26 protein-coding genes are annotated in these 24,237 nt (G+C 33.1%); 14 read left to right on the top strand and 12 right to left on the bottom strand.

From position 1 onward, the window contains the following. Positions 1–133: 133 nt before the first annotated feature. Positions 134–664: a GNAT family N-acetyltransferase gene (locus J8281_RS00990; RefSeq protein ID WP_210195725.1), complete on the top strand. Its 531-nt coding sequence runs from the start codon at positions 134–136 to the stop codon at positions 662–664. A gap of 165 nt (positions 665–829) precedes the next feature. Here the strand turns inward: J8281_RS00990 and J8281_RS00985 are convergent, their stop codons facing one another. Both J8281_RS00985 and cls read right to left on the bottom strand, forming a co-directional pair. After that, positions 830–1,435: a porin family protein gene (locus J8281_RS00985; RefSeq protein ID WP_371812564.1), complete on the bottom strand. Its 606-nt coding sequence runs from the start codon at positions 1,433–1,435 to the stop codon at positions 830–832. Positions 1,436–1,596: 161 nt separating this feature from the next. Then, the gene (cls, locus tag J8281_RS00980) at positions 1,597–3,018 is read right to left on the bottom strand and encodes a cardiolipin synthase (RefSeq protein WP_210195724.1); all 1,422 of its coding nucleotides are present in this window, start codon (positions 3,016–3,018) and stop codon (positions 1,597–1,599) included. Between the two features lie 211 nt (positions 3,019–3,229). Between cls and J8281_RS00975 the strand changes: the two genes are divergently transcribed. After that, the gene (locus J8281_RS00975; protein WP_210195723.1) at positions 3,230–3,652 is read left to right on the top strand and encodes an arsenate reductase family protein; all 423 of its coding nucleotides are present in this window, start codon (positions 3,230–3,232) and stop codon (positions 3,650–3,652) included. Positions 3,653–3,656: 4 nt separating this feature from the next. On the opposite strand, the gene J8281_RS19790 is transcribed toward J8281_RS00975, so the two are convergent. The 3 genes from J8281_RS19790 to J8281_RS00965 all read right to left on the bottom strand — a co-directional run bounded on the left by J8281_RS19790 (position 3,657) and on the right by J8281_RS00965 (position 4,426). Further along, the gene (locus J8281_RS19790) at positions 3,657–3,779 is read right to left on the bottom strand and encodes a hypothetical protein (RefSeq protein ID WP_256437866.1); all 123 of its coding nucleotides are present in this window, start codon (positions 3,777–3,779) and stop codon (positions 3,657–3,659) included. 277 nt (positions 3,780–4,056) lie between these two features. Continuing rightward, on the bottom strand, positions 4,057–4,239 hold the full coding sequence (locus J8281_RS00970; protein ID WP_210195722.1) for a hypothetical protein: 183 nt from the start codon (positions 4,237–4,239) through the stop codon (positions 4,057–4,059). Positions 4,240–4,261: 22 nt separating this feature from the next. Beyond that, positions 4,262–4,426 (bottom strand): DUF1328 domain-containing protein, encoded by a 165-nt coding sequence (locus J8281_RS00965; protein ID WP_210195721.1) that lies wholly within the window; start codon positions 4,424–4,426, stop codon positions 4,262–4,264. 203 nt (positions 4,427–4,629) lie between these two features. Between J8281_RS00965 and J8281_RS00960 the strand changes: the two genes are divergently transcribed. The 3 genes from J8281_RS00960 (at position 4,630) to J8281_RS00950 (ending at position 7,344) form a co-directional block, all read left to right on the top strand. Further along, the gene (locus tag J8281_RS00960; RefSeq protein ID WP_246848925.1) at positions 4,630–5,673 is read left to right on the top strand and encodes an AraC family transcriptional regulator; all 1,044 of its coding nucleotides are present in this window, start codon (positions 4,630–4,632) and stop codon (positions 5,671–5,673) included. Positions 5,674–5,850: 177 nt separating this feature from the next. Then, the gene (locus J8281_RS00955) at positions 5,851–6,867 is read left to right on the top strand and encodes an AraC family transcriptional regulator (protein ID WP_210195719.1); all 1,017 of its coding nucleotides are present in this window, start codon (positions 5,851–5,853) and stop codon (positions 6,865–6,867) included. A gap of 147 nt (positions 6,868–7,014) precedes the next feature. Further along, positions 7,015–7,344 carry a hypothetical protein gene (locus J8281_RS00950; RefSeq protein ID WP_210195718.1) on the top strand — a complete coding sequence of 110 codons (330 nt, stop codon included), beginning with the start codon at positions 7,015–7,017 and terminating at the stop codon, positions 7,342–7,344. Here J8281_RS00950 and J8281_RS00945 read toward each other — a convergent pair. Beyond that, positions 7,341–8,042, bottom strand: a complete 702-nt coding sequence (locus J8281_RS00945; protein ID WP_210195717.1) for an SOS response-associated peptidase family protein — start codon at positions 8,040–8,042, stop codon at positions 7,341–7,343. The genes J8281_RS00950 and J8281_RS00945 overlap by 4 nt on opposite strands. Before the next feature lie 245 nt (positions 8,043–8,287). On the opposite strand from J8281_RS00945, the gene J8281_RS00940 reads away from it, so the two are divergent. From J8281_RS00940 to J8281_RS00930, 3 genes are all read left to right on the top strand, one after another. After that, positions 8,288–9,331, top strand: coding sequence for a helix-turn-helix transcriptional regulator (locus J8281_RS00940; RefSeq protein WP_210195716.1), 1,044 nt, complete (start codon positions 8,288–8,290; stop codon positions 9,329–9,331). Between the two features lie 186 nt (positions 9,332–9,517). Next, the gene (locus J8281_RS00935; RefSeq protein WP_210195715.1) at positions 9,518–10,099 is read left to right on the top strand and encodes a DUF3332 domain-containing protein; all 582 of its coding nucleotides are present in this window, start codon (positions 9,518–9,520) and stop codon (positions 10,097–10,099) included. Positions 10,100–10,502: 403 nt separating this feature from the next. After that, the gene (locus J8281_RS00930; protein WP_210195714.1) at positions 10,503–11,597 is read left to right on the top strand and encodes a DUF748 domain-containing protein; all 1,095 of its coding nucleotides are present in this window, start codon (positions 10,503–10,505) and stop codon (positions 11,595–11,597) included. A gap of 361 nt (positions 11,598–11,958) precedes the next feature. Here the strand turns inward: J8281_RS00930 and J8281_RS00925 are convergent, their stop codons facing one another. Both J8281_RS00925 and J8281_RS00920 read right to left on the bottom strand, forming a co-directional pair. Beyond that, entirely contained in the window at positions 11,959–12,408 is a 450-nt protein-coding gene (locus tag J8281_RS00925; RefSeq protein WP_210195713.1) for a PA2169 family four-helix-bundle protein, read from the bottom strand. 39 nt (positions 12,409–12,447) lie between these two features. Continuing rightward, positions 12,448–12,606, bottom strand: coding sequence for a hypothetical protein (locus J8281_RS00920; protein ID WP_210195712.1), 159 nt, complete (start codon positions 12,604–12,606; stop codon positions 12,448–12,450). A 201-nt stretch (positions 12,607–12,807) separates the two neighbouring features. Here J8281_RS00920 and J8281_RS00915 point away from each other — a divergent pair, with 201 nt between their 5' ends. The 6 genes from J8281_RS00915 (at position 12,808) to J8281_RS00890 (ending at position 18,064) form a co-directional block, all read left to right on the top strand. Next, a complete protein-coding gene (locus J8281_RS00915) occupies positions 12,808–13,020 on the top strand; it encodes a DUF2945 domain-containing protein (RefSeq protein ID WP_210195711.1) in 213 nt (70 codons plus the stop codon). Between the two features lie 23 nt (positions 13,021–13,043). Beyond that, positions 13,044–13,256 (top strand): hypothetical protein, encoded by a 213-nt coding sequence (locus J8281_RS00910; RefSeq protein WP_210195710.1) that lies wholly within the window; start codon positions 13,044–13,046, stop codon positions 13,254–13,256. A gap of 61 nt (positions 13,257–13,317) precedes the next feature. Next, positions 13,318–13,467 carry a YqaE/Pmp3 family membrane protein gene (locus J8281_RS00905; RefSeq protein ID WP_210195709.1) on the top strand — a complete coding sequence of 50 codons (150 nt, stop codon included), beginning with the start codon at positions 13,318–13,320 and terminating at the stop codon, positions 13,465–13,467. A 5-nt stretch (positions 13,468–13,472) separates the two neighbouring features. Continuing rightward, complete coding sequence (locus J8281_RS00900) at positions 13,473–13,976, top strand: DUF2383 domain-containing protein (protein WP_210195708.1); 504 nt, start codon at positions 13,473–13,475, stop codon at positions 13,974–13,976. A gap of 320 nt (positions 13,977–14,296) precedes the next feature. Continuing rightward, the gene (locus J8281_RS00895) at positions 14,297–15,214 is read left to right on the top strand and encodes a serine hydrolase (protein ID WP_210195707.1); all 918 of its coding nucleotides are present in this window, start codon (positions 14,297–14,299) and stop codon (positions 15,212–15,214) included. Between the two features lie 78 nt (positions 15,215–15,292). Next, complete coding sequence (locus J8281_RS00890; protein ID WP_246848924.1) at positions 15,293–18,064, top strand: Npt1/Npt2 family nucleotide transporter; 2,772 nt, start codon at positions 15,293–15,295, stop codon at positions 18,062–18,064. Here J8281_RS00890 and J8281_RS00885 read toward each other — a convergent pair. The 4 genes from J8281_RS00885 to J8281_RS00870 form a co-directional block, all read right to left on the bottom strand. Beyond that, on the bottom strand, positions 18,049–19,305 hold the full coding sequence (locus J8281_RS00885; RefSeq protein WP_210195705.1) for a serine hydrolase: 1,257 nt from the start codon (positions 19,303–19,305) through the stop codon (positions 18,049–18,051). The genes J8281_RS00890 and J8281_RS00885 overlap by 16 nt on opposite strands. Positions 19,306–19,308: 3 nt before the next feature. Further along, entirely contained in the window at positions 19,309–22,218 is a 2,910-nt protein-coding gene (locus J8281_RS00880) for a PEP/pyruvate-binding domain-containing protein (RefSeq protein WP_210195704.1), read from the bottom strand. 317 nt (positions 22,219–22,535) lie between these two features. Then, positions 22,536–22,688, bottom strand: coding sequence for a lmo0937 family membrane protein (locus tag J8281_RS00875; RefSeq protein ID WP_210195703.1), 153 nt, complete (start codon positions 22,686–22,688; stop codon positions 22,536–22,538). A gap of 358 nt (positions 22,689–23,046) precedes the next feature. Next, entirely contained in the window at positions 23,047–24,078 is a 1,032-nt protein-coding gene (locus J8281_RS00870) for an AI-2E family transporter (RefSeq protein WP_210195702.1), read from the bottom strand. Positions 24,079–24,237: the final 159 nt, after the last annotated feature.

Here is a 24,237-nt window from a genome sequence, read left to right as displayed (position 1 = left end):
GCCATAAAACCAAGTGTTTTCTAAGTTTCAGCATAGCATCGCTACGGTGAAACTTAAAATACAACGTAGTGCTTGGTTTTGCAGCAGTTTAAAGCCGTAATAGATTTTCTAATGCATAAAGCGGGTTAAACATATGAAAACTTTGATCGAAACCAAAAGATTGGTATTTAGGGAAATTTCTTTTGATGATCAAGAGGGATTATTCCAGTTACACTCTGATCCGGAAGTACAACGATGGACTGGAGAGCCTGTTGTGAAATCAATTGAAGAAGTGGAGCAATTGATACATATACGACTCAACGAATATAAAACGTATGGATTTGGAAGATTAGCATTGATTCTTAAGGAAGTCAATAAATTTATAGGTTGGGCAGGATTATCATATTTGCCTGAATTTGACAGCGTAGATCTTGGATATAGACTCAAGAGAGAATATTGGGGTATGGGCTTTGCTACCGAAGTTTCCAAAGCTAGTATTGCATATGGTTTTAATAAGCTTGGTCTCGATAAGATTATAGCGATAGCATTACCCGAAAATAAAGCATCAATAAAAGTGCTTGAAAAAGCCGGGATGATATACGATAAAATAGCTCCTTATAACGAAATAATAGAGGAAGCAGTTTGGTATAAACTTGAAAAAAAGGAATACTACAAAAAAACTTAAATGGCATAGACCGGATTAAATTAAGATGTAGTTATCATCTCTCATCTTGTGATTTCAGAATTATGAAAAAAAAATCAGAGACTGTTTAAAAGTAGTACATAAATTCATATAACTACTTTCAAACAATCTCTTTGTATTATGCTTGTATCTAAACTATAGGTATGGCTAGAACATAAACCCTAAACCAGCAGAAAAAGTCGAGTTATTAACATTAGAATCTTCTATTACATCAGTAAAGCCATAGGTATATCGCGCCTGGATAAAAAATCCACCATTTAATTTATACTCTGCACCGGCTGCTACCTGGAAATCAAAATCTCTGATCCTATCTGTATCAAAATCGCCTCCGTCTCCTGTTGGATCGGTATCGTATTCTTCATTTATTTTAAACCCAAACTGCGGACCTGCATGAATATTTAACCCATCAATCAAATAAATTTTTGCTAATATAGGTACTTGTATATAATCGATTTGAAATTCTGCATCAGGAGTTACTTCTAGTCCGTTAAAAGTTACTGCATCTACATCAAAACCCTGACCAGAGTAAAATACCTCACCTTGTAGTGCAAATTTCTCTGTTATAAAAGTTTCGGCTACTAATCCGGCGTAAAAACTGGTACGAGAGTTAGGGTCTTCAAAATCATCTCCTGTTACTGTAGAAAAATTCACACCTGCCCGTGCTCCGAATTGAAATTTGTTTCCTGATTCTTGAGCAAATGTTAGGATACTACTAAGGATAAAGGTAGTTAATAAGACTGTTTTTTTCATCATTGTATGTTTTTGTTTATAATTTTTGTTATCTCAAAATTAGATCGAACATACAATCAGGATTACCTCTAAAAATCCAGTTTTTAACTCAAAACGTACTTCGCATAAGGTTTAACTAAATTTAAGAGATTTCAGAATACCTTATATTAGAGTGCAGAAAAACTTTATAGCAATGGACTAAAGAATCTGGCAATACCTTCAGATAATTTACGCTGCAAAGAACGATTGATATATGTGTCATATTTCAAAAGTTCACTGTCTTCACAGTCTCGAATAAAATCTTCACAAATTTCCTCAGCAATTTTAGGATCATAAATGAGCGCGTTTGTTTCAAAATTGTGTTCAAAACTTCTATGATCAAAATTTCCCGATCCTACAGAGGCTATCTCACCATCCATAACGATTACTTTACTATGCAAAAAGTCATTTCTTTGTTGATAAATTTCAATGCCTAAAAATAGGAGTTCTTCAAAAAAAGAAAGCATGCTATGTTTAGCCAGCCAGGAATCTGATTTTTTTGGAACTAATAACTTGATGTTCACTCCGCTTAAAGCTGCGATTCTAAGTGCTTCTAACATAGCACTATTTGGGATGAAGTACGGGTTAGAAATGTAAATGTATTCTTCAGCCAGATTGATCATTTTGATATATTGCTGCATGATAGAAGGATGATCTGTGTCTGGTCCACCGGCTACAATTTGAACGGGTGTAGTACCCTGTTGTTTAATTCCTGGAAGATATTTTTCTTTAAGTAACAACTCTTGATTGCTGGCGAAATAATAATCTTTAATAAAAACACGATGAAGACTATCTACCGCGGGACCCTTTAGGTATACATGAGTGTCGTCCCAAATACCTAATTCTGAATGAGATTTGATATACTTGTCAGAAATATTAACCCCACCGGTAAAACCTACTTCGCCATCTATGATAATGATTTTTCTATGGTTACGATAATTTAATGTAAATAAGAAGCTTCCAAAATGCAGTGGCATAATAGGATATACTTTGGCTCCTATGTCGATAAACTTCTTTTTGGCTTTTTTACGTAAGGAATAACTCCCTATAGCATCGTAAAGAATTCTTACTTCTACATTGTTTTCAATTTTTTCTTTTAACAAATCATACAACTTATTAAATAATTCTCCTTCTTCAAAAATGTAATACTGCAGGTGTATGAATTTTTCTGCCTTTTTGAGTTCTTCGAAAATTACTTTGAAAGTTTCTTTTCCGCTATGCAGTATTTTAACCTGGTTAGATGGTTGTGTAACAAATCCTGAACTATTTTTTAATAATGTAGATAGCCTAATATATTTTCTGTTTTTGAATTCAATTTTTTGTTCTTGGATCAGTTCATCTCTATATTTTTTGTTGTACAACTTCCTTTTTACAGTTTCTTTAAGCTTAAAAAACTTAAATCTTCTTCGATTTATACCAAAAATCACGTAAAAGAGGATACCAAGAAATGGAAAGATCAAAACAATTAATAACCAACTTAGTGACTTAGTAGGTCTTGAGCTGTATAAGATGATGTGTATTATTGCTAAAAAAGTTAGAATTCCGTAAGCACTAATAGCGATGATCATATAAAGTTCTTTTTACAATTTATCCAATTAACGAGAATCAATTTTCTATGACAAAAGATCATAGTTTTGACTATTCATTACGATATTACAAACGTATATTAAGAGCGTTGATTTAGCTGCACATACCTTTTCAAATGAGTTCGTATTTGTTTGAAAAGGATTAGCGGTATAGCAAGCAATCTAGTACATTTAAATTAAAAATTATATGGTTATGGGAATTATTTCTACACACGAAAATAAAATTACTTTAATATACAATGCAGAGACATCCTTAGGAAAGCAAACATTAGGTTATGTTAATGCTGCAGAAAAAGATGTCTTAACTATAGATACATCAAAAACAAATATACCTGGTACACAATGGATTGAAATTACTGATAATTTAGGTATTTCTATTGCTAGCTTAATTAATAAACAACATCCAAATTTTGCAGCCACTTATGACGAAAATGTTGATTTAGAACGACATGATTGGCTAAAGGTGATAGATAAACATCCAGAAACAGTTGAACAGCCAATTTTAATTATTGGAGAAAACTTTTATCAATTAAAGTCTCCGTCAGATTTCGTAAAATTTATGGAATCAGACAGTGCTGGTGTATCTAGAAACCCGGCAAAAAAGAAGGAGAAGTAACCAGTTACTTCTCCTTCTTTTTGGTAATCGTTTTAGTACTCAAACTCGGGTTATTTGGTTTTTTAGTTGGTTTTCCTAAATCGGTTAACGGTTTTTCTTCTTCTCTGTGGTTAATTTTTTTTTCCATGATTCTAATTTATGTGAGTTATTTCTAAATTTTAATTTCTAAAATCTATTTGTTAAGATTAGTTTACAAATATGAGATAGATATAAATACACATGCATGTAAACAAAGCTGCAAACAAACATATAGCTGTTTTAAAAACCTTTTTTGTGTTTATTTTATTGAGGTTGTTCATTTTGAGATTTTCATGGTTAATAAAAGATCATATTAGTTAAGAAAACCAGGTAGCTTCAATAATTTAGCTACCTGGTTTTTTTCCAAAAATTTCCCCATACGTACTTTAGTTGTTGTCTGTTGCATCCTCGGCAGCATCTTCTATATCCTCGGCACCGTCTTCAACTGCGTCTCCTACATCTTCAACCGCATCTTCAACCTTTTCACCGGTACTTTTTTTCTCTCTACAACTTATTGTTGTCGAAATGATTAGACAAAATGCTGCAATAGTTAATATAATTTTTCTCATAATTTAAGTAGTATAGTATTCGTTAAGCTTTAAATCTTTTTCCAAAGATGAGTGATAAAATAAAAAGTACTATAAAGATGAAGAATAGAATTTTGGCAATACTTGCTGCTCCTGCTGCAATACCTCCAAATCCAAATACTCCTGCAATTAATGCTAGAATTATAAAAATAACGGTCCAACGTAACATAATTTGTATGATTTAGTTATAAAAGTCTCTTTTGCAAAAGAGTGATTTGATGATCAAATCTTTCCATACAAAAATCAGGATTAATATGCTTAGTCCTTAGCTGTATCAATAGTATTATTGACTCCTTTAATTATTTAATAACTAGCTGGTAACACAAGGTAAATTAAGTGTATCTTTGACTTGTATTTAACAACTTAATGCCAATGAGGAAAAAAATTAAAATCCGAGATCATACTACTCATAATGTAATTTTTGAATTGGCACAAAGTCTTGGTGTTGAATATGACAAGTCTGATCATGAATGTTGCGTACAGATACCTAAAGAAATAGGATCGGGTTACGTTCGCTCTTTCCAGTTTGATTTTGGTGTAGGAGTAATTGAAACCGATTATTTGTTAAAAAAAGACCTGCATTTTGAACTTAAAAAAGGGGTAGTACACCCTTTAAAGATCCTTTTTAATAGAGAGTCTGGTTTCTTTCATAAATTCGAAAATGACCAAGATTTTAATGAGGTTAAACGACTGGAAAATGCTATGATATCCAGCACCACCAAAAATAACCATATTTTTAAAATACCGGCAAATACACCGATCTGTATATTTAGTTTGGAAATTAATCGGAAAAAGTTTGAACAAAAAATTGAATCATTTTTACCAGAAATGAATGAGGATCTTATTGATCTGTTTCGTGATGTGAATGGGATAAAACTATTCTTCTATAAAAAATATTACAGTTTAGATATTTCAAAGTTTATTTCAGAATTTGTTGAATGTGAACTTAGTGGTTTTATGCGATATGTGTATTTAGAAGGAAAAGCCTACGAAATTTTAACACATCAGTTAAAACAATACCTCGATGATTTAAATGAACCCGAAAAACGACTAATTCTAAGACAAGCAACCATAGAAAGTATAGAAGAGGCAGTTGCTATTATAAAGGATGAAATTGATAGTATAGGTAGCATCGTTAATTTGGCTCAACGTGTTGGATTGAACCAGAATACATTACAAAATGGATTTAAACATCTCTATAACACATCGGTTAATGAGTATATTAAGAATCATAGAATTGAAACAGCAAAGGAGCTTATGGAGTCTTCTGATTTGAATATCACACAGATAACATACAAGGTCGGGATCAATTCTAGAAGTTATTTTTCAAAACTTTTTAAGAAAAGGTTTGGTGTTAATCCAAAACAATATCTAAATCAGGTTCGAAACAAAGATAAAGGTACGCAATCGGCTTAAATTTTTTACAGTCAAATTATTATTGTATAGAGTGCATTCGTTACTTAGGATTAGTATATAATTTTATGGTAAACTAATCAAAAGTGTTAGTATATGTTTCAAAATTGTCAATCTGTTCAATTCAAAACTAGTTTTTTTGTACAAAACAAAAAATAGTATTTGAAATTAAGTAGCAGAATGCAAAAGATTGAAATAAATAGCATAGATGGTGCAGAAATTTTAAAACAATTGAATCACCATTTAAAGGGTGATATTACTCAGCGTTGGGGTGAGCATATACTTGAGTTTGACAATGAGTTGGGTAAAGGTGTAGTGCGCACCATTGCTTTTGATTGGGGAGTCTCGCTGGTGGATTATGACGTTAATTTTTTTGAAGACACCAAAATTGTGTTCAACATTAAAAATGCAAATCCTATAGAGTTTATTTTCATTTCTGAAGGTAGTTTAGAGTATACTAATGATCATGAAGAACGCCCACTTACTTTCGAGCGTTATCAAAATATTATCATATCCAGCAAAAAACTCTCAAAAGAAACATACATTTTTCCTAAGATGACTTCTGTAAAAGTTAATTTTATTTATGTGCTGCCTACAGAGTATGTCAAGAAAAAGAATAATAATTTATCCTATTTAAGTAAGAGTTTATTTTCGGCTTTTACAGAAAACAACGATAACTCCACATATAAGCATTATGGCAATTTTAACTTGAAGATTGCAGATCAAATCAAGCAATTGCAGAATAGTCATGATAGTGGTATGGTAAGAACATTATCCATAGAGGGGCAGCTCAATCTGATTTTGGCAATGCAGATTCTAGAACATAATAATTATGAAAATGGATTGGCATTGCCAGAATCTTTATCTAAAGAGGATATTAAAAAGATCCATAATCTATCGGGATATATTATCGATAATATTTCTGAACCTCTATCGGTGAGTTCGCTAGCTACAAAAGCAGGCCTTAGTCCAAAAAAGTTGCAATTAGGATTTAGAGTATTGTATTCTAAATCTGTTAACGAATATGTTCGTCAGTTAAAATTAGAAATTGCCAGAGACTTTATCAAGAGCACAAATTATTCTATTTCAGAAATCGTATATAATATAGGATTCAAAAGTAGAAGTTACTTTTCAAAAATCTTTTTTGAGCGCTATGGTATTTTACCTACAGATTATCGTAAAAAAGTAAAAGCTTAATAAGTAATGGAGTGCACTATATATTTCTTTGCATTCATTTTTTTTATGATTTCTACGCTAAGTTTGCAAAGAGAGTTATACTATTCTTTTAACGTAGGGATATGATTCCAAAAATTTAATACCCAAATCTAAATTTTATTACATTTAATGAATACCCAAAAAGCTATTGTCAATTTGAAATTTAAATCAAATTTATCTATTGACAGACTAAATGAAATATCAGAGGATAGAAAAGATGTGTTGAAAAGTACCAAAGGATTAATTTCTGTATTTTGTTACACAAACGAAGAAACGAAGACTATCGGTGGTACCTTTATTTTTGAGAGTATACAATTAGCTCATCAATATCTAGGGCAATTTTTAACCAATGGCTTAGGACCAAAATATGGGATACTACCCATGACTTTAAAAATTGATGTAGGTTGTTTAAAAGAAATTGTAAAGGGGACTAATTTCAATCCATTATCCGATAATTAAGGATTAGGAATACCTTTGTAATACACGGGATCTAACATAGATTCATATGAAATATCATTTCTAAAAAACTCTTTCGCAATAGGGTGCGCTTTGAGGTTAAGATGCTCTTCACAATCCAAAATAGTGTTTAAATCAGAAATACGGGTATCATTGTCGAGCCATTTTTTATAAGAAGACTCATCTATAAAAACAGGCATATTTGCGTTTAGGTTTTGAATCTCGCTCACAACTCCAGATGCTTGTGTCATGATCATCGAGCAAGTAATAAAACCATCATTCAAAATATTATAAATTCCGGCGATATAAAATGGTTTTTTAGAGCTCAAATATACATAATAAGGATATAGAGAGCCTTGGTATAAATGATAAATATAGAATCCTGTAACAATAATAACGCATCGGCGTTTACGATAGGGCTCTTCGAAAATACCGTTTGAGTTTAAGTTTTCTTTGTAAACGTTCAAAGTATCTAAGACTTTTTGAAAATCAGACCATTCTCCTTCGTAACTCTTAGGAAGCAATCCCCAGATGGCATATGAAATTTGATTAGGATTCTCTGTTGTTATGACTGATAAAGTAGCCTCTTCAGTTCCATCTATTATGGTGTTCGGAGAATAAAGTCGTGGAAAAACATACGAAATTCCTAATTCTCTTTCGATCACCTCTCTATCTGCTATGTTAGAAATCTTTGTATACACGCTATTCCAAATTACGTAAGCAAGTAATTAAATATCAGTTTATAAGTTTGTCTCGAATCATTTAATTACTAACACTTTCCGTAAACAGAACGTTAAAATATGCCAATTATGTATATTTTGACACAACAGCGATAATCAAATCCTTAATAACGATAAGCCAAGGTACGGTAACCCGTTATTTTTGTACTACGATCTAAAACATAATCATTTGAAAATCAAATTATAAATTCTTAACAGGGGGCATTATGAATAAGTTACAGAATGAGATTTTAAAAACCCCTTCCAAGTTAAATGTTCTTCAAGAACACCTGGAAGGCAGTATCACAGTTAATTATGATATTCATACGCTAACTTTAGATCCGAAGTTAGGTAATGGGCAGGTACGCTATACAAACCTGCAAAATGGATTGCAATCTTATGATTTTGATTTAAAATTACATAGGGATATCGAGATCCCTATAGATTCGGTCGCGCCAGAATCACTGCAATTTCTATATTGTTTAGATGGTAATTGCTATCATCAGTTCGAATCTGATGAAGAGCTTACTCAAATTGAGCAGTTTCAAACCGCCGTGGCTCACAGCGACAAAGGGTTATCTAGTCGAATTATTCTTAAAAAGGAAAACCATCTGCTACTCAACATCATTTGTGTAGATAAAAATTCCTATTTTGAAAAAATCAGCAAAGAAGAGAATCATTACGATAAAAAGCTTCAGGGATTGTTGTATACCATAAAAACGAAATCAAAACATTTTCATTTAGGTAATTACAGTCTTAAAATTGCAGAACAACTGAAATTGTTGTTTGGGATCGAGCATTCTAATGAAATTTCAGAGTTACTTTCTCAAAAAGGAAGATATTATCTCATCCTGGCGCGACATATAGAAAAATTTCATGCAGAAATCGAAAGTAGTTCTAACACTAGCGGACTTTTAAGAAATGAACTGAAAATGATTTCTGATATTAGTGATTTTATCAAAATTCATCCTGAAATCCAGCATACTATCAAAAGCTTATGCCTAGAGTCGGGATTGTCGCCAGCAAAATTGCAGGAGGGATTTAAGTTTATGTTTGAAAGAACAGTATCTGATTTTGTAAGAAACGTACGTCTTGAAAAAGCAGAAAAGCTTATTGTAAGTACAGATCTAACCATATCTGAGATTGTTTACTCGGTTGGGTTGACGAGTAGAAGTTATTTCTGCAAAATATTCAAAAAGAAATACAAATGCAGTCCAAAAGAATACAAACTTAAATACACAGCAGCAAATAAAAAAAGTGTAGCTATATAGTTATTGAAACGATGTAGCTAAAACTAATAAATCACTTTACCTTTCAACTAAATCTATGCAAGCACTAGAGTTTATTCATACTGAAGTATACAACAATAACATATCATATGCGTCACTTTAATTTGTAAATGAGTCAATGCTGCTCAACTTTCTCATTAATTTTGTAAGAACTTAAAATTCTTTATTATGAAAAAACTAACAATATGCCTTGCGCTATCAGCTTCAGTATTATTTACTAGTTGTTTGGGTTCTTTTAGCGCTTTTAATGGATTAAAAGATTGGAACAACGATTTAAGCGATAGCAAATTTGTGAATAACTTGGTGTTTTGGGGATTAAACATCATACCTGTGTATGGTTTATTTATGATAGGCGATGTTATTATCTTTAATGTGATCGAGTTTTGGAGTGGTTCAAACCCTTTGGCAATGAATGAGGGTGATAGCGAAACTCAAATTGTAGAAAGAGAGGGAAGTACATTTGAAATGACTGCCACAAAAAACAGATTACAAATACATATTATAGATGGAATAAGAAAAGGAGAAAAGCTTGATTTGGTGTACAGTCCTTCACATAAATCATGGAGTGCTATAAAAGCAAACGGAGAAGTTATCAAACTTTCGTCTTTTGAAGATGGGTTTTACGTTGTACATATGCCCGATGGAGGAAAAGTGAAAATTGATCCAAACTCTTCTCAGTCAGAAGGTTTAGCACTTTTAAATCAAAAAGTTGCAATGTATGAAGATTGCCTTCTTGCAGAAAATAATTAAGTCTTGAAAATTCTATAGTAAAAAGGGAGGTTGTCATTTACAACCTCCTTTTTTTATCGTAGTGAACCCGGTTTGTGCATTAGAAAATCCCCGCCTGCCATTTTATTTAAAAAAAGGCTGGCAGGTATTGCGGTTTGAAACTGCTGCAAAACCAAGCGCTATGTTATATTTTTAAGTTCCCCCGTAACGGTTACCTATGTTCTAAATATTTTAATTATCTCATTTTTTTAAAAATTAATTGAACATCCGATATGCATCATAAAATTAATTCTAACGTCTGGTTGAGCGCAGTCGAGACCTGATTCTAAGTTCGATGGATTTACTAACCTCTTGACTGCGCTCGAGGAGACAGTGCGATATGATTGATTACGGATATTCATAAAAATTAAAAATAGTTAAATGTATGAAAGGAAAGAAAAAGAGGATATATAAAAGAAAGCGATTTCTGATTCCGATTGTAATTATTTTGCTTTTAATTATTGGCAGAATGTTGTTGCCTTATTATTTAAAAAAATATGTAAATAATGTATTGGCTACCATTCCGGGATACTATGGACAGGTAGAAGATATAGACATTTCTTTATGGCGGGGGGCTTACATAATCGATAACTTATATTTGAATAAAGTAGATGCAGGCTCTCAAATTCCGTTTTTAGATTTCAAAAAGACCGATATTTCTATAGAATGGGAATCCCTGTTTGATGGAAAAATAGTAAGTGAAATTGTAATGAACAGACCCAAAGTAACCTATATTTTTGAAGATCAAGAAAAACAAAATACAGAAGATCCTGATTTAGATGATTGGACCAAAGCACTTACAGATCTAGTTCCTATTGATATCAATACACTACAGGTTCATAATGGCAAAGCCGCTTTCGTTCAACTATCTGCAGAACCTAATATTGATCTTCATTTTGATCAGATTGAATTACAGGCTCAAAATTTGCGTAACGTGGTTCGTACAGATCAAAAATTACCTTCTAGTATCACTGCTAATGCAGTTTCTATTGGGAAAGGTAGCGTTTCTCTAGATGGTAAATTAGATTTGATTAAGACAATTCCTGATATGGATCTTTCATTTGCTTTAGAAAAAGCAAATGCCACTTCTTTAAACGATTTTACACAACATTATGCGGGGATAGATTTTAAAAATGGCACATATAACATCTATAGTGAGGTAGCTATTGCTGATGGGTTTTTAAAAGGGTATATAAAGCCTATGCTTGTCGATGCTGAACTTATTGGTAAAGAAGACGGCTTTTTGGATACACTATGGGAAGGATTTGTAGGATTTTTTAAGTTTATCCTAAAAAATCATAAAAATAATACCTTGGCTACCAAAGTACCGCTAGAGGGTGATCTTAACGATATTCAAAGTGATATTTGGGCAACCATATTCAATATTTTCGAAAATGCGTGGATACAAGCCTTTAAGGGGATGACAGATGATTCTATAAATTTTAAAGATGCACAGGAAGCTTCTCAAACTGAGGAGTAATCAAATAGTATTCAACTTAAACCATTTCTTTGTTTTGAATTTACAGTCAAATTGCGGTTGATTATCTTGCCTTTAGACGTAAAAAATTTATGTCAATGAATAAGTTTTTAGGTAGAAAATAGCTTGTGATTGGTAGCTAAGTAATTTTTTTCGATGATATTTTGTGCGCAAATGTATGTTTACAATGAAAAGTGCTCAATTTCAAAGCCTTTAATAACCTGGTCTTTTACTTGCTTCGGTAACTATTGAAAACAAAAAAGACCATTCAGAAAAGTCCTTTATTAACCCCCGTTAAGACTTTTGCGTTGTTTAGTGCGCGCTCTGAATGATCTTTTTTTGGAAAATAAATTGTATTGTCCTATTAATTAAGGTCTTCTAATCTTCGAATAGAAGATAAGCCTTCCATAATTCTATTTTTTTGTTGCATTAATATAGTTTGTGTACTGGTCGGTAATGTCGTTTCAGACAAAACATCATTGTATTCTTCAATAGATGCTTCTTCACCTCTTATAGCTTCTTCAAGCATTGATTCTTCATTGTCTGAAGAAAACACTGCTTTTATATCCATCCAGGTTCTATGTGCCGATCCGGTTATGCTTCCTCCTTTGTCTACTTCCTGACCAAAAGCTTTGATTTCATCCTTTAATTCATGACCAAAATCATAACGTTCTTGTGCCTTTCTATTAAAGTAATTTTTGAGTCCTGCGTGATCTACATTTTCGGCAGCTTTTTTAAAACCTTTCTCTGCATCATATGTTTTTTCTAGGAGATCATTTAATTTGTTTCCAACTTCTTCAGAATACGTTTTCATATCATAATTTTTTAGTTACTATACATGCTCCTAAAAGTATTACTGTTTTAATTCCTTGTTACTAACAGGATACGTAACCTTTTTGGGAGATGTCTTTAAAATGTTTTTGCTTTTCTTTTTAATTAAATCTGTTACTACAACCGCTACTACGGCTATGGCAAAAGTGTTAATTATAAATAGGAGTAATTCTAGCGTCATGTTTTATTGATTTATGTTACTCGAAGATACTTTGGTATACAAGCTTTGTTTAGTTCAAAAAATTCTAAAATTAACTCATTTGGTTTTTAACATTTCTTAAACATAATCCTAAACATTATCAAGGGATTAGAGTTAAACATTAACCCAATACTGTTCAACACATATGTAATAATTTTGGAACTTGTACAAAAAAATAAAACTATGATACGACAAGGAACAAAAGTAAAATGGGACTGGGGCAACGGAAGCGCTACTGGTACAGTAAAAGAAACGTATACCAAAGAAGTTACTAAAACAATAAAGGGGTCTGAGGTTACTAGAAAAGGAGAAGAAAATGATAAAGCACTTTATATCGAGCAAGAGGATGGAGATCATGTTCTAAAAAGCGAAAGCGAGGTACAACGTGTGGATTAATTAATGTCGAATACTATTTCGTTATGATAAGGAAAGGAACTGTAGTACAATGGAAAAATGAAACTGATCAAATTTTATATGGTATTGTCGAAGAAACATACGAATATAAAATTACTAGAAATAGAAACCGAAATCAGTTATTAGAATATAATACCGCCGGAAAAGCACTATATATAAAACTACATAATGGTAGGCATGTGCTTCGAAATGATAATGAGGTAGAAAGGGTAGATTAACAATAGCGAACTCAATTTATACATATAAAACGTACAAATCGTCAAATTTAATTTTATAATTATGTCTTTACTAACTATTATTTTAAACATTCTTTTACCTCCATTAGCTGTATTTTTAAAACACGGTCTTGGAACTACTTTTCTAATTAGTGTATTGTTAACTCTTATTGGCTGGATTCCAGGTGTTATTCATGCGTTCATCGTAAATTAAATACTATGTATGCAAAAGTAAAACATCACGAAGTACAGGAGCTATTAAAAATGACCTTTACTGCTGAAAAAAAGTATTATGAAGCAGCAGAAGAAGTTCAGATTGTAGCACTGTCAAGATTTCTAAATCACCAGAGTGTGGAAAGAAATAAACATGCCAATGAATTGGTAGAAGCACTAACCTTTAATGAAATAAAACCGGATATCACCTACATTAGAAAAGGTAAAATTCATCGAAAGGGTTTAGATATTAAGTTGTCTTTAGAAAATTCAAAGTACATTCCGATAGTATGCAAATGTTTGGATCACGATCAGGATCTTATTGATCAATGTATTCTTGTTCTTGAAAATGAAACGATTCCTATTGATATACTCGAGATAACTACTCGTTTAATGACCCTTTTAATTTTTGAAGGTATAGAGGGTACTCATATTATAGAAGAATTGAATAAAGAAAAAAGAAAACATCATCATCCAAAGGTGTTACAATTGAAAAAAAACTTTGTATAGAAACAGTATTACGCTTGACTAGATCATTTTGCCAATACAGGATTAATTTCCTGTATTGGCATTTTTTTAGCAAGTTGATAAGAGTTTAAAGCCGTAATACTTGCCCCCTTTTTCTAAATAAAATGGCAGGCGGGGATTTTCTAACGCATAAAATGAGTGGATTACACAATATCTTTAAGGGCCTATCTTCAGATCGTTCATTATTGACTTCGGCCTACCGCAATAAGCAAGATATTAGTAAAATTTTAAGGCTTGCAATTTGCAAGCTTTCTTGATTTTGTTAAATTATAAGTAAGTAATTTAAACCCGAATCTAAAACTATGCAGTATACAAAGTATCAACTATTATCTACATTCATCTTTTCAATTATTACATGCTACATTTATGCTCAGCCTGTTCTTCCGGTATCGATTTCTGATAGTATCGCGCCCATTAAAGAATTGCAGAATACTGAGTTGCAAGTTATTTTAGAGACTGAAATTTGTTCTAATCCAAAATGGAACACTTTAGTAAATAAAGAAAAAATGTCTCTGGGGATTGTGGACTTATCAAATATTAATGATATACGATATGCAGGACTTAATGATGATTTCATGATGTATGCCGCCAGTTTGCCTAAAATAGCTATTCTTTTAACAGCTATGGATGCATTAGAAAATGGAGAGTTAACAGATTCTAAAGAAATTCAGAATGATCTACGACTAATGATTAGTAAATCAAACAACAAAGCTTCTACACGTATGATCGACCGTTTAGGATATGAAAAAATTGAGAGCGTTTTACGTGGATCCAAAAATAAATTGTACGATGAAGAAGTGGGTGGAGGTCTTTGGGTAGGCAAGCGCTATGCCGCAGGTGGAAAACGATATCCCGAACCTATGAAAGGATTGAGCCATGCAGCAACAACGCGACAAGTTTGTAGTTTCTATTATCAATTGGTAATGGGAAACTTGGTAAGTACCGAGCGTTCGAGACAAATGTTAGACATTATGAAAAATCCCGGACTTCATCATAAATTCGTTAACACTCTTGATAAAATCGCACCAAAGGCTGATTTGTATAGAAAATCAGGATCCTGGAAAAACTATCATTCTGATTCTGTTTTGGTGTGGGGACCAAAACGTCGCTATATTATCGTCGCCCTGATCGAAGATTCGTACGGAGAACAGATTATAAGAGATTTAGTAATTCCGCTAGAAAAAGTTCTAAAAAAGTCACGTTTAATGGTGTCAAGATAATATATTAGCCCTATGCTAAAGGGCTTATTTAAAAAAGTTTTTAATATAAGAGATGGTGAAATTTACATCTCTTTTTTAATGCAGTTCTATATTTTTTTAATTATTACTGCATTGCTATTAATTAAACCTACTGTTAATGCTATTTTTCTTTCAGAGCTAGGTGGGGATCAATTACCAAATGCTTATATTCTAGTCGCTTTTGCAGCAATACTAAGTTCTTATTTTTACAACAAAACCATTCATAGATTTTCTATTAAAATCATTAATACGTTAAGTTTATCATTATTTAGTTTTTTATTTCTTTTGTTAGGCTTTTTAATGAACACACCCTCTATTTCTTCAGGGTTCTTATTATATTTTTATTACGTAGCCGTATCACTATTTGCTGTATTAACTACTTCTCAATTTTGGATTTTGGCCAATATGGTGTATAATGCGCGAGAAGCAAAACGACTCTTTGGATTTATTGGTGCCGGCGCTATTATGGGAGGTGTGTTTGGAGGATATTTAACCTCTATAATCGCTTCTCGTTTAGGAAATACATATGTTGTACTTTTGGCAGGTAGTCTAATTTTTTGCTGTATTCCATTATTAGTACTTATTTGGAAAACAAAAATTCAAAAATTAAACAGCTATGCTAAAAAACAGAGGCAACGAAATGATATTAAAAGTTATAGTTCATCGGTTAAGTTAATTATACAATCAAAACACCTTACGTATTTAGCACTTATTACCGGTATAGGTGTATTTATTGCCAAATTGGTCGATTTTCAATTTAGTGATTTAGCCAATAGAGTTATTCAGGATGCAGATCGTTTGGCATCATTCTTTGGTTTTTGGTTTTCAACGTTTAGCGTGATTGCCCTGTGTATCCAATTATTTTTAACAAATAGGGTGGTCACGTTCCTGGGTGTTTCTTCATCACTACTCGTTCTACCTTTGGGTATAGCTTTGGGAAGCTTATTGTTTTTAATGGTTCCTGAATTATGGGTGATGGTATTAATAAAGGGGGTTGACGGTAGTGTAAAACAATCACTCAATAAAGCTTCTATAGAATTGGCAATAATGCCTATCCCTCATCGAATAAAAAAACAGGCTAAATCTTATATCGATGTAGTAGTAGATAGTTTAGCGACAGGATTAGCGGGTGTATTACTAATTTTTGTGATACGAAAATTAGATCTTCCTTCCTCTTATATTACCACGATTACAATACTGTTTCTGTTTGTTTGGATACTTTTGATTTATCGATTACGCGGAGAGTACTTTAATTCTTTTAGATTAAATATTCAAAATTCGTTGAATCACAACAAGGAAAAGAAAAAAGATGATAAAAGTACATTACGTCTGGTTACGACTACATTGAATAAAGGAACCGAATCAGAAATTATAAATGTATTAACAAACCTAACACATGGAGCAATAAAACCTTTCAAAGAAAGTATAGTGCATCTACTAGATCATCCTTCTCATCAAATAAAAAGGCTGGCTATTCAGCATCTGTATGTATTCGATAAAGGAACAGCAGCCGATGAAATAGAAAAACTTATCTTTAGTAAAAATGACGAGACCGTATACGCTGCTATGGATTATCTCCTGGAGCATACTGCTATTGATACCGAAGATATCTTTACCTCTTTCTTAGATCACGATGATGACTATATTGCTAATGCAGCTTTATTATGTTTGGCTAAAGAGTCTGGGAGCAATCATCGTTTAGCTAAAAAATATGAACTTGAAGCCCGCATTAAAAATAATATTCAGGAACTTATTATGCCTTCAAACGAACATCGTATTGAAGAAATCGCCGAAATGTTAATCACCATTGCCTATGCTGGGATGTCACAGTACTATTCCTATATTTCGGTCTATTTTAATCATACAAATCCTTATATCGTAAATCATGCTATTAAGGCCGCCGGAATAACTTCTGAAGATATGTTTGTTGAGCGTTTATTTTATTTCTTAACTGAAAAACTGTATCGAAAAAAAGCGATTAGTGCATTGAAAAATTACGGTCAAGAAATAAATGAAACCATACTAAAACAGGATAAAAATGAGATTTTAAGTACATCAGTACAACGACACTTACCTAAGGTTGTAACTGCCTTTAAGACGCAAAATTCTGTTTCGGTTTTATTAAGATTAGTAAAGAGCAATGATGTTCTAATACGTCTAGAGGCGGCAAAAGGTCTCAACAAACTTCAGAGAAAAACAAAACGTTTAGCCATCCCTCAAAAAAAGGTTATGGCATTGATTTTAAAAGAAATCAAAACTTACACCTATACTATTCATACCATACAGTGCTTAGAACAAAGCACTACAACATTTTCAAAAACTAATATAACATATTCTGACCTCGTTCAAGAACATCAAATCGCCCTCGAACATTTATTACTCATACTCGAAGCGCATAAAAAAAAGAGCTTTTCGTGTATTTTTAAGCTTTTAAGTCTTAAATACACGCATGCCGATATAGAAATGGCTTATGTTGGGTGGTCAAGCGAAATTCAAGAAATAAAAGCAAATGCTTTAGAATTTTTGGATAATTTACTAGAAATGAAGTTAAAGTCAGCATTATTACCGTTGATGGAGGATCAAATACGAGCGACATCAGTTTTAGAAAAACATGTATTCACGACAGCGCATCAGTGTTTACTTCATTTATTAAAGCATAGGGGAGAACAGATAAAACTTGCTGTTTTAAATGTATTGCGATATGCTTCGAATACCAAAAGTATACCACATATAAAACCATTACTCAAGCACAAAAGTGCCGAAGTGCGTCTATTTGCTCAAAGAGCGATCGAGACTATTACGGTAGAATCAATGGCTCAATCTTTAGATTGAATGGTTTTATCAATTTTTGAGGCCAAGTACATATGGGCACCAGCAGAATTTTTATTTAGTACATTGGTCATTAAGCATACGATATATTTTGTGTTATTAGGTTGTTCTACAATGATAACAGAATTCATATAATTAAAAACGTTGCCTGCATAACTAGAACAATCTGGGTCTTTCTCGCGGTCACATTTGTAAAAACTTCCTGATTTAAAATAAACGGCTGCACTGTCTAGCCTCTGGGATTTGGCATACCGTATTCTACGATCGGTTAGATATAACATTTTTTTAATCTCGAGACTAGAGTTAAGATCGACCACATTACCTTGCTCAAGCTTCACTAAATATTTCATCAAACCAACCGGGGTACCTAGACTTCCTCCTTTTCTTCCTACATATCTTCCGGCTGCACCCGTAAAAAGTTTTCCTAAACGCCATTCGTCTTTGGTGATACCTAGTTTCCGTAAAGGTTCATTTACCAGATTAATAGCAAAATCGGTTAGCGAATCGCGAGGTGTTTCTTTAAAATAGCGTTCTGCCTCCTCGGCTGTAAGCTTTTCGTATTTTTCTTTAAAAGCAGCCATAAGTATAGCTTCTCGCCATACCACGCTTGCTGCTCCATTATTACTTACAGATACCATATGATCTGCCCATTCATACAAAGAAAATTCATCGCTTGCCCTAACTCTTCTTCTAATTAGTTTATCGGTTTCTATATCATAAATTGGTACTGTATGATGATCACCGGTTCCCCAGTATCGGGCAGTAACCCTTTTATTGCGAAGTAGTGCAGTTCTTGCCTCCCACGAATCTGGACAAAGTTTTTGAAGTTGAACAAAAAGAGCATTTAAAACTGCCAGTTTACCAACACTACCCGGTTGGTATCCCTGATTTTCTCTAAATGCTGCATATTTCAAACTATCAGGATTACTCATATCTAATATAGTTGCAGAGTACCCTCGACCAGGAAATAATCTATTCATTTTTTTTGCAAATAATTCATCTTCAGTTAGAATCGCGCCCAAACTATCATTTTTACGCAATGTTAAGTTAAGTGCTATAGCAGCCATTTTTTTATAAGCTCCTACTGGAATTCTTCTATTTTCGATGCTGTCTAGTTGCATTTTATGTAAACGATACAACCTTTTAATGCCTGTGTGCTCGTATCCATCTATAGGGTAAGAAACTGTAAATCCTAAGGATGATAGAATAAAAATAATGAGTATACTAGTTGTTAGCCGAATCATATGTTATAATTTGGTGGTGAGCGTTATGTTTTTATCGTAATCGATATTTGGCGAAATGGATGCCAAATACGAAGAACTTGTAGCATTCTGATTTTCTACAAAAGGTCGAATTTGAAAAAGCCACAATTTATCATTTTGGAAACCTAATTCTACATCATAAGCACCCGAGTAGTTTGAGTTGGTTCTTTTGGCAATTGTTTCTTTAATAGTCTGAGCCATTTTGCGTATATCACGAATATTTTTAGAATTAAGTAGCGGCTTCTCAAAAGTAGTTGTATGTTTGGCTATACCTCCCGATGTTGGCAGCCTGATGTAACTTGTTTCTCGTGCAGGTGATAATAGAACATCTGAGGTAGAAGTTATCAATCGCGATTCTGCCAATTGCCCGTCTACGGCACCTCCGGCTCCGCGACTAAAAGCTACAGTAAGATCATTTTCAGTACCGGTGTTTATCCCTTTGGTAATCAATACTCCAGAATAGTCTACGTCAACACTTGGTATAATAAGTATTGAAGGAAAAACATTTTCAGGATTTAATAAATACTGCTGCCTCCATGTAAAGCTTCGTTCTGTATAGGGTGATGCCCAGACGTCTTTAATGCCCTGAAGGATTTTATCTTCAGACAAAATATTAAATAGGGTAAGGTTTAAACCCGCCCCGGTAAATTCTTCAAGATCTTCCATGTTTGTATCGCTTCGCAGAAATACGGGAACTTTTCCAATAGCAGCACCAAAAACTGTATTGAATCTCTCTTTTAAATCGGTCACAAAACTATCAGTAAGCTTAATTTTTTTTATTGCATCGTGTAAAACCCCTAATTTTTCTAATTGAAATTTTTCTATCTCTTTATAAGACATCGCTTTAGCTCTCATACGGTCGGCTTCAGCAAATGTGTTCTTTAGAAAATTCCAATAGGTGGTCGAGGTGCCTGGCATTTTTTGATCCATATGTTGTTTAAATATGCCAAAAGGAATTACCAAACCGGCTACTACATGCTCAGGAAACATTGCTTTTAACTCCCCTAAATTAGCAGCTTTGGGACCGCACAATTTTCCAGAATCCGCTGCAGAAATGTTAGTCATGTCGATAACATTGGTCTTTTCTAATTGAATTTGATGAGTTGGAACAGTGATTTTGATATCGTTTCGTATTTTTTCAGCAAATAAGGTATGTTCTTTAGTTGACATTTCTTCAGCCTTTTTTAGAATCACAGTTCCTTCGTTTGAAACGGCATAAAATACGGTATTACCGTTGAATTTAGAAAGGTCTTTTACATCTTGGTCTGATAGCGTAGCATTAGGAATTCCTAAATTACGAGCCAACAGTTGTACATGAGAAACCAGGTTACCTTCTGAAACTGTCATAATTCCGGCTACAGGTTTCAAGTCTGAAGGTGGTTTTCTAAAAATATAAATCTTGTCCGTATCTACTTCGACCTCCTCTGGAGATCCTTCTACAACTACTAATGTTCCGTAGGCATATCCTGGATTAAGCCCCTTTATCGAACTGCGATTATCTAATTGCATTACCGCATTAGTTAATGCCGATTCTTTCGCCAGAAATGAGCCTAACATACTTACGCTTTCTCCCAAATCCAAAGCAATTGAAGACCTAATCCTGTCATCAATAAATCCATACGCCTTGGGTTCAAAAAGCGTGTAAGTGTCTACGACATCCTGATATATGGATTTCACCTTTGCTGCGCTCCACTCTACAATATTTCTGGTTGTATTTAGAAAAGTATTTAGTTCCTTAATATTTAGTTCTTCTTTTGCTAAATATGATTGTAAAATGGGTTGTACTTTATGCCATTCCCATAATTCTATCATACCGGTTCCGGCGGCGGCATAACCTAATGTATAGATCTTTTGAAGAATTTCTTTAACCGTATTAGGTTTCCATTCTTGTGTTTTCTTGAGAAGAATATTTTCTAACGTATTAGATAGATCTAGTATAACAAGACGATCTTTTGCAGTAGTGTTTTGTTTGACATGTTCTCGAATAGTATACAAAATATCGGCTATTTTCTGAACCTGATCGGCGGCAAGCATATCTTCATTGTATTCTTCTAAAAAAGAAGTAAGTTGATTTTTGATGTTGCTGTTTGTAGCTATTCTGGTTACTTGTTTTTTTAGAATCTTAGTATTTATAGGTGCATAATACTGTTGTAGTGTTTGAGAAAGCGATGCAAAATCTTTTTTCAGCTCGCTGGATAATTCATGATCATAAGTCTTCCAAAAATCGAGTACACGTTGTATGTCGGTACGATCTGGTTTTCCATGAATTTTTATACGCACATCCATAAAATCAGGAAATTCATCGGCTATTAACTTAGATTCGCTACGCATCTGCTGTGCCAAATTAGAATCACCATCGTGTGGAATATCGCGTAATGATTGCCTAATCAAAAAATAATGTTGTTCTAACCGGGAATCACTACTGAGTAACCAGGTATAAAAATAGACTCCCCATTCTTCTTCATCTTCAGATTGTACAGCGCCGCGATAATATTGCCCCTTCCTTAAAATCCACCCATCGTCAACATTTATGAGGTATTTTCCTACCTGATATTGCTTTAAACGATTTTGTGAATTTTTTTTATCCCAAAACTCATCTTTTTTCGTATGTGCCAAAATCTCTCCAAAGAAAATGTGATGATCCTTTGCCAGTTGTTTAACTTCATTTTTATAACTAGCGTGTTGAATACCACCACCTATAGAATCAGGACAGGGATCTCTGGGCTCTCGTATAGATCCGTCTTTACAAAACCATTTGATTCTGTAATACGGTCCCCTTCTATCTAACTTATAATTTTCAATCTGTTTTTTGATTTTGGTAACCGGGATATCTTGTCCCAACAACGGAGTTGTCAAGAGAAGTAAACCAATAAAGAATATTATTATTTTGGGCATGACAATGTTTGTTTATAATAAAGAATAGAAAGTAATTTTAGAACTGATTTAAACTTTTTTCAATTTGCTAAAAAAATGCTGTTTTGCACTTCTATTTTATAATTTTTGACTTCCGTAGCGCTGCTATGCAAGTAAAAAATTACTTCATACAAGCGCAAAACCTTCATTCTTCACCTAAATCAAAAAAGTTTAAATCAGTTCTTAATAAAAAAAGAGAATTTGATACGTGTCTATATATTTTAGAACACGAAAGAGCTCTTATAGAAAACCTGGAGATAAGACATTTTCTGTATTTTTAGGTTTTTCTTTACATTACTTTACACTCTTTTACCAGTAGCAAGTTTATAGATAATAACAATAACTGCTATTACTAATAGAATGTGTATTAGGTTACCTAATGGAAAAACGAAATATCCTAGTACCCATCCAATTAACAAAATTACTACTAATAACCAGATTAGATTTCTCATGATTTTAAATTTTTAATTCATCTTGCTGTGTACAGTCTTGTATAAAACAGGTTGAAAATTTTAACCCCGTTCAACTAAAAGACAGCATTAATTTCTATAATTAACAAACTAAAAGTATGTAGATATTCTTGGTATCTCGTGCTTTATCACTACATATGTAGCCGTAAATGATAATATCACCTTGGTACACTTTGTAGTAGCGGTTTAGACAAGCTCACATCGTATTATTTTGGATATGCTTTACCGATTAAAATAGGCTAAAGTGCGAGTTTTTTTTGCAATGTTCTAAAATTCGCAATACCTGTACGCCATAAAAAATAGTACAGGTAAACAAGGAGTTCATTAAGGATATATGGGTTTAAAGATGCTCTTCGCCTTTGGCTTTGGGTTTTCCATATTCAGATTTGTAAATCTGAACGATAATAAGAAATAAGCTGATAAGTAGAGGACCAAAAATCAATCCGATAAAACCAAAAAGAGGTACGCCTACAATAACTCCAATCAAAGTAATGATGGGATGTACATTATCTAATCTCTTGAGTACATAAAGTCTCACCAAATTGTCTGATGAACCTACGATAACTAGACCGTAAATTAAAATACCCCAGGCTTGAAAAGTATGCCCTATAGAATGTGTAATAATAAAAACGGGTAAAATAGCCACTAAGGTTCCAATAAAAGGAATCATAGAACCAATAGTGACTATTACAAACCAAAAAAATGGATCTTCTATACCAAAGATAAAAAATCCGATAAGCGCTACGATACCCTGTATGATAGCAACCAATGGAATACCAACAGCATTAGAACGAACCATTTTTTGACTCTCATTGCCTATTATGCGCAAATTTTCTTCGTTGATAGGGATGTACTCAAACAGGGATTCTCTTAACTTTTTTCGATTGGTAAACATATAATACAGCAAGAAATACATGATTCCGATAGAAATAAATACATTAAAGGTGCCTCCCGCAAGACTCTGTAAATTTTCTGTTAGCCATGCCGAAACTGCATCGGGATCAATCTGGTCACTCACATCATATCCTAATTGATTCTCCCATTTGTCTAAGCGTCTTTTAACGGCCAACACTACTTTTTCTGAGTTTCGAGTCACATCTCCTATTTTATTACCAAGCATCATAATCAGTCCAATAACAGGCATGAGAATACCTACAAATGAACCTATCAACAATGTTATTGCCGCTAAATCAGGATGCCAGCCTCTACCTACTAATTTTACCATTAAATTACGCAGTATTACATAAATCGTAATAGCTCCAAGTATACCAGAAAGATAGGGTAATATTTCACGAAAAATAAGACCTCCCATCAATAAGATTAGTAGTAAGGTAAATACTTGCCGGATGATTGCTGGATTAATATTATTCACAGGTTTAGACTTTAGTAATTATTTGACAAATTATTAATTAAACGATTGAGAACGTGTGGCACTATTTCGCTCTCATGATAGAATAGCTAAATTCTTATATCCTCTTGTGTAAAATAATCATCAAAATTCTTAATGTTTGTTTCATTTGGCTGCGATTTT

The organism is Aquimarina sp. U1-2 (assembly GCF_017897595.1).
Classification (GTDB): Bacteria; Bacteroidota; Bacteroidia; order Flavobacteriales; family Flavobacteriaceae; genus Aquimarina.
The sequence above is the reverse complement of the archived record's forward strand: the minus strand, read 5'-3'. Positions and strand labels throughout refer to the sequence as shown.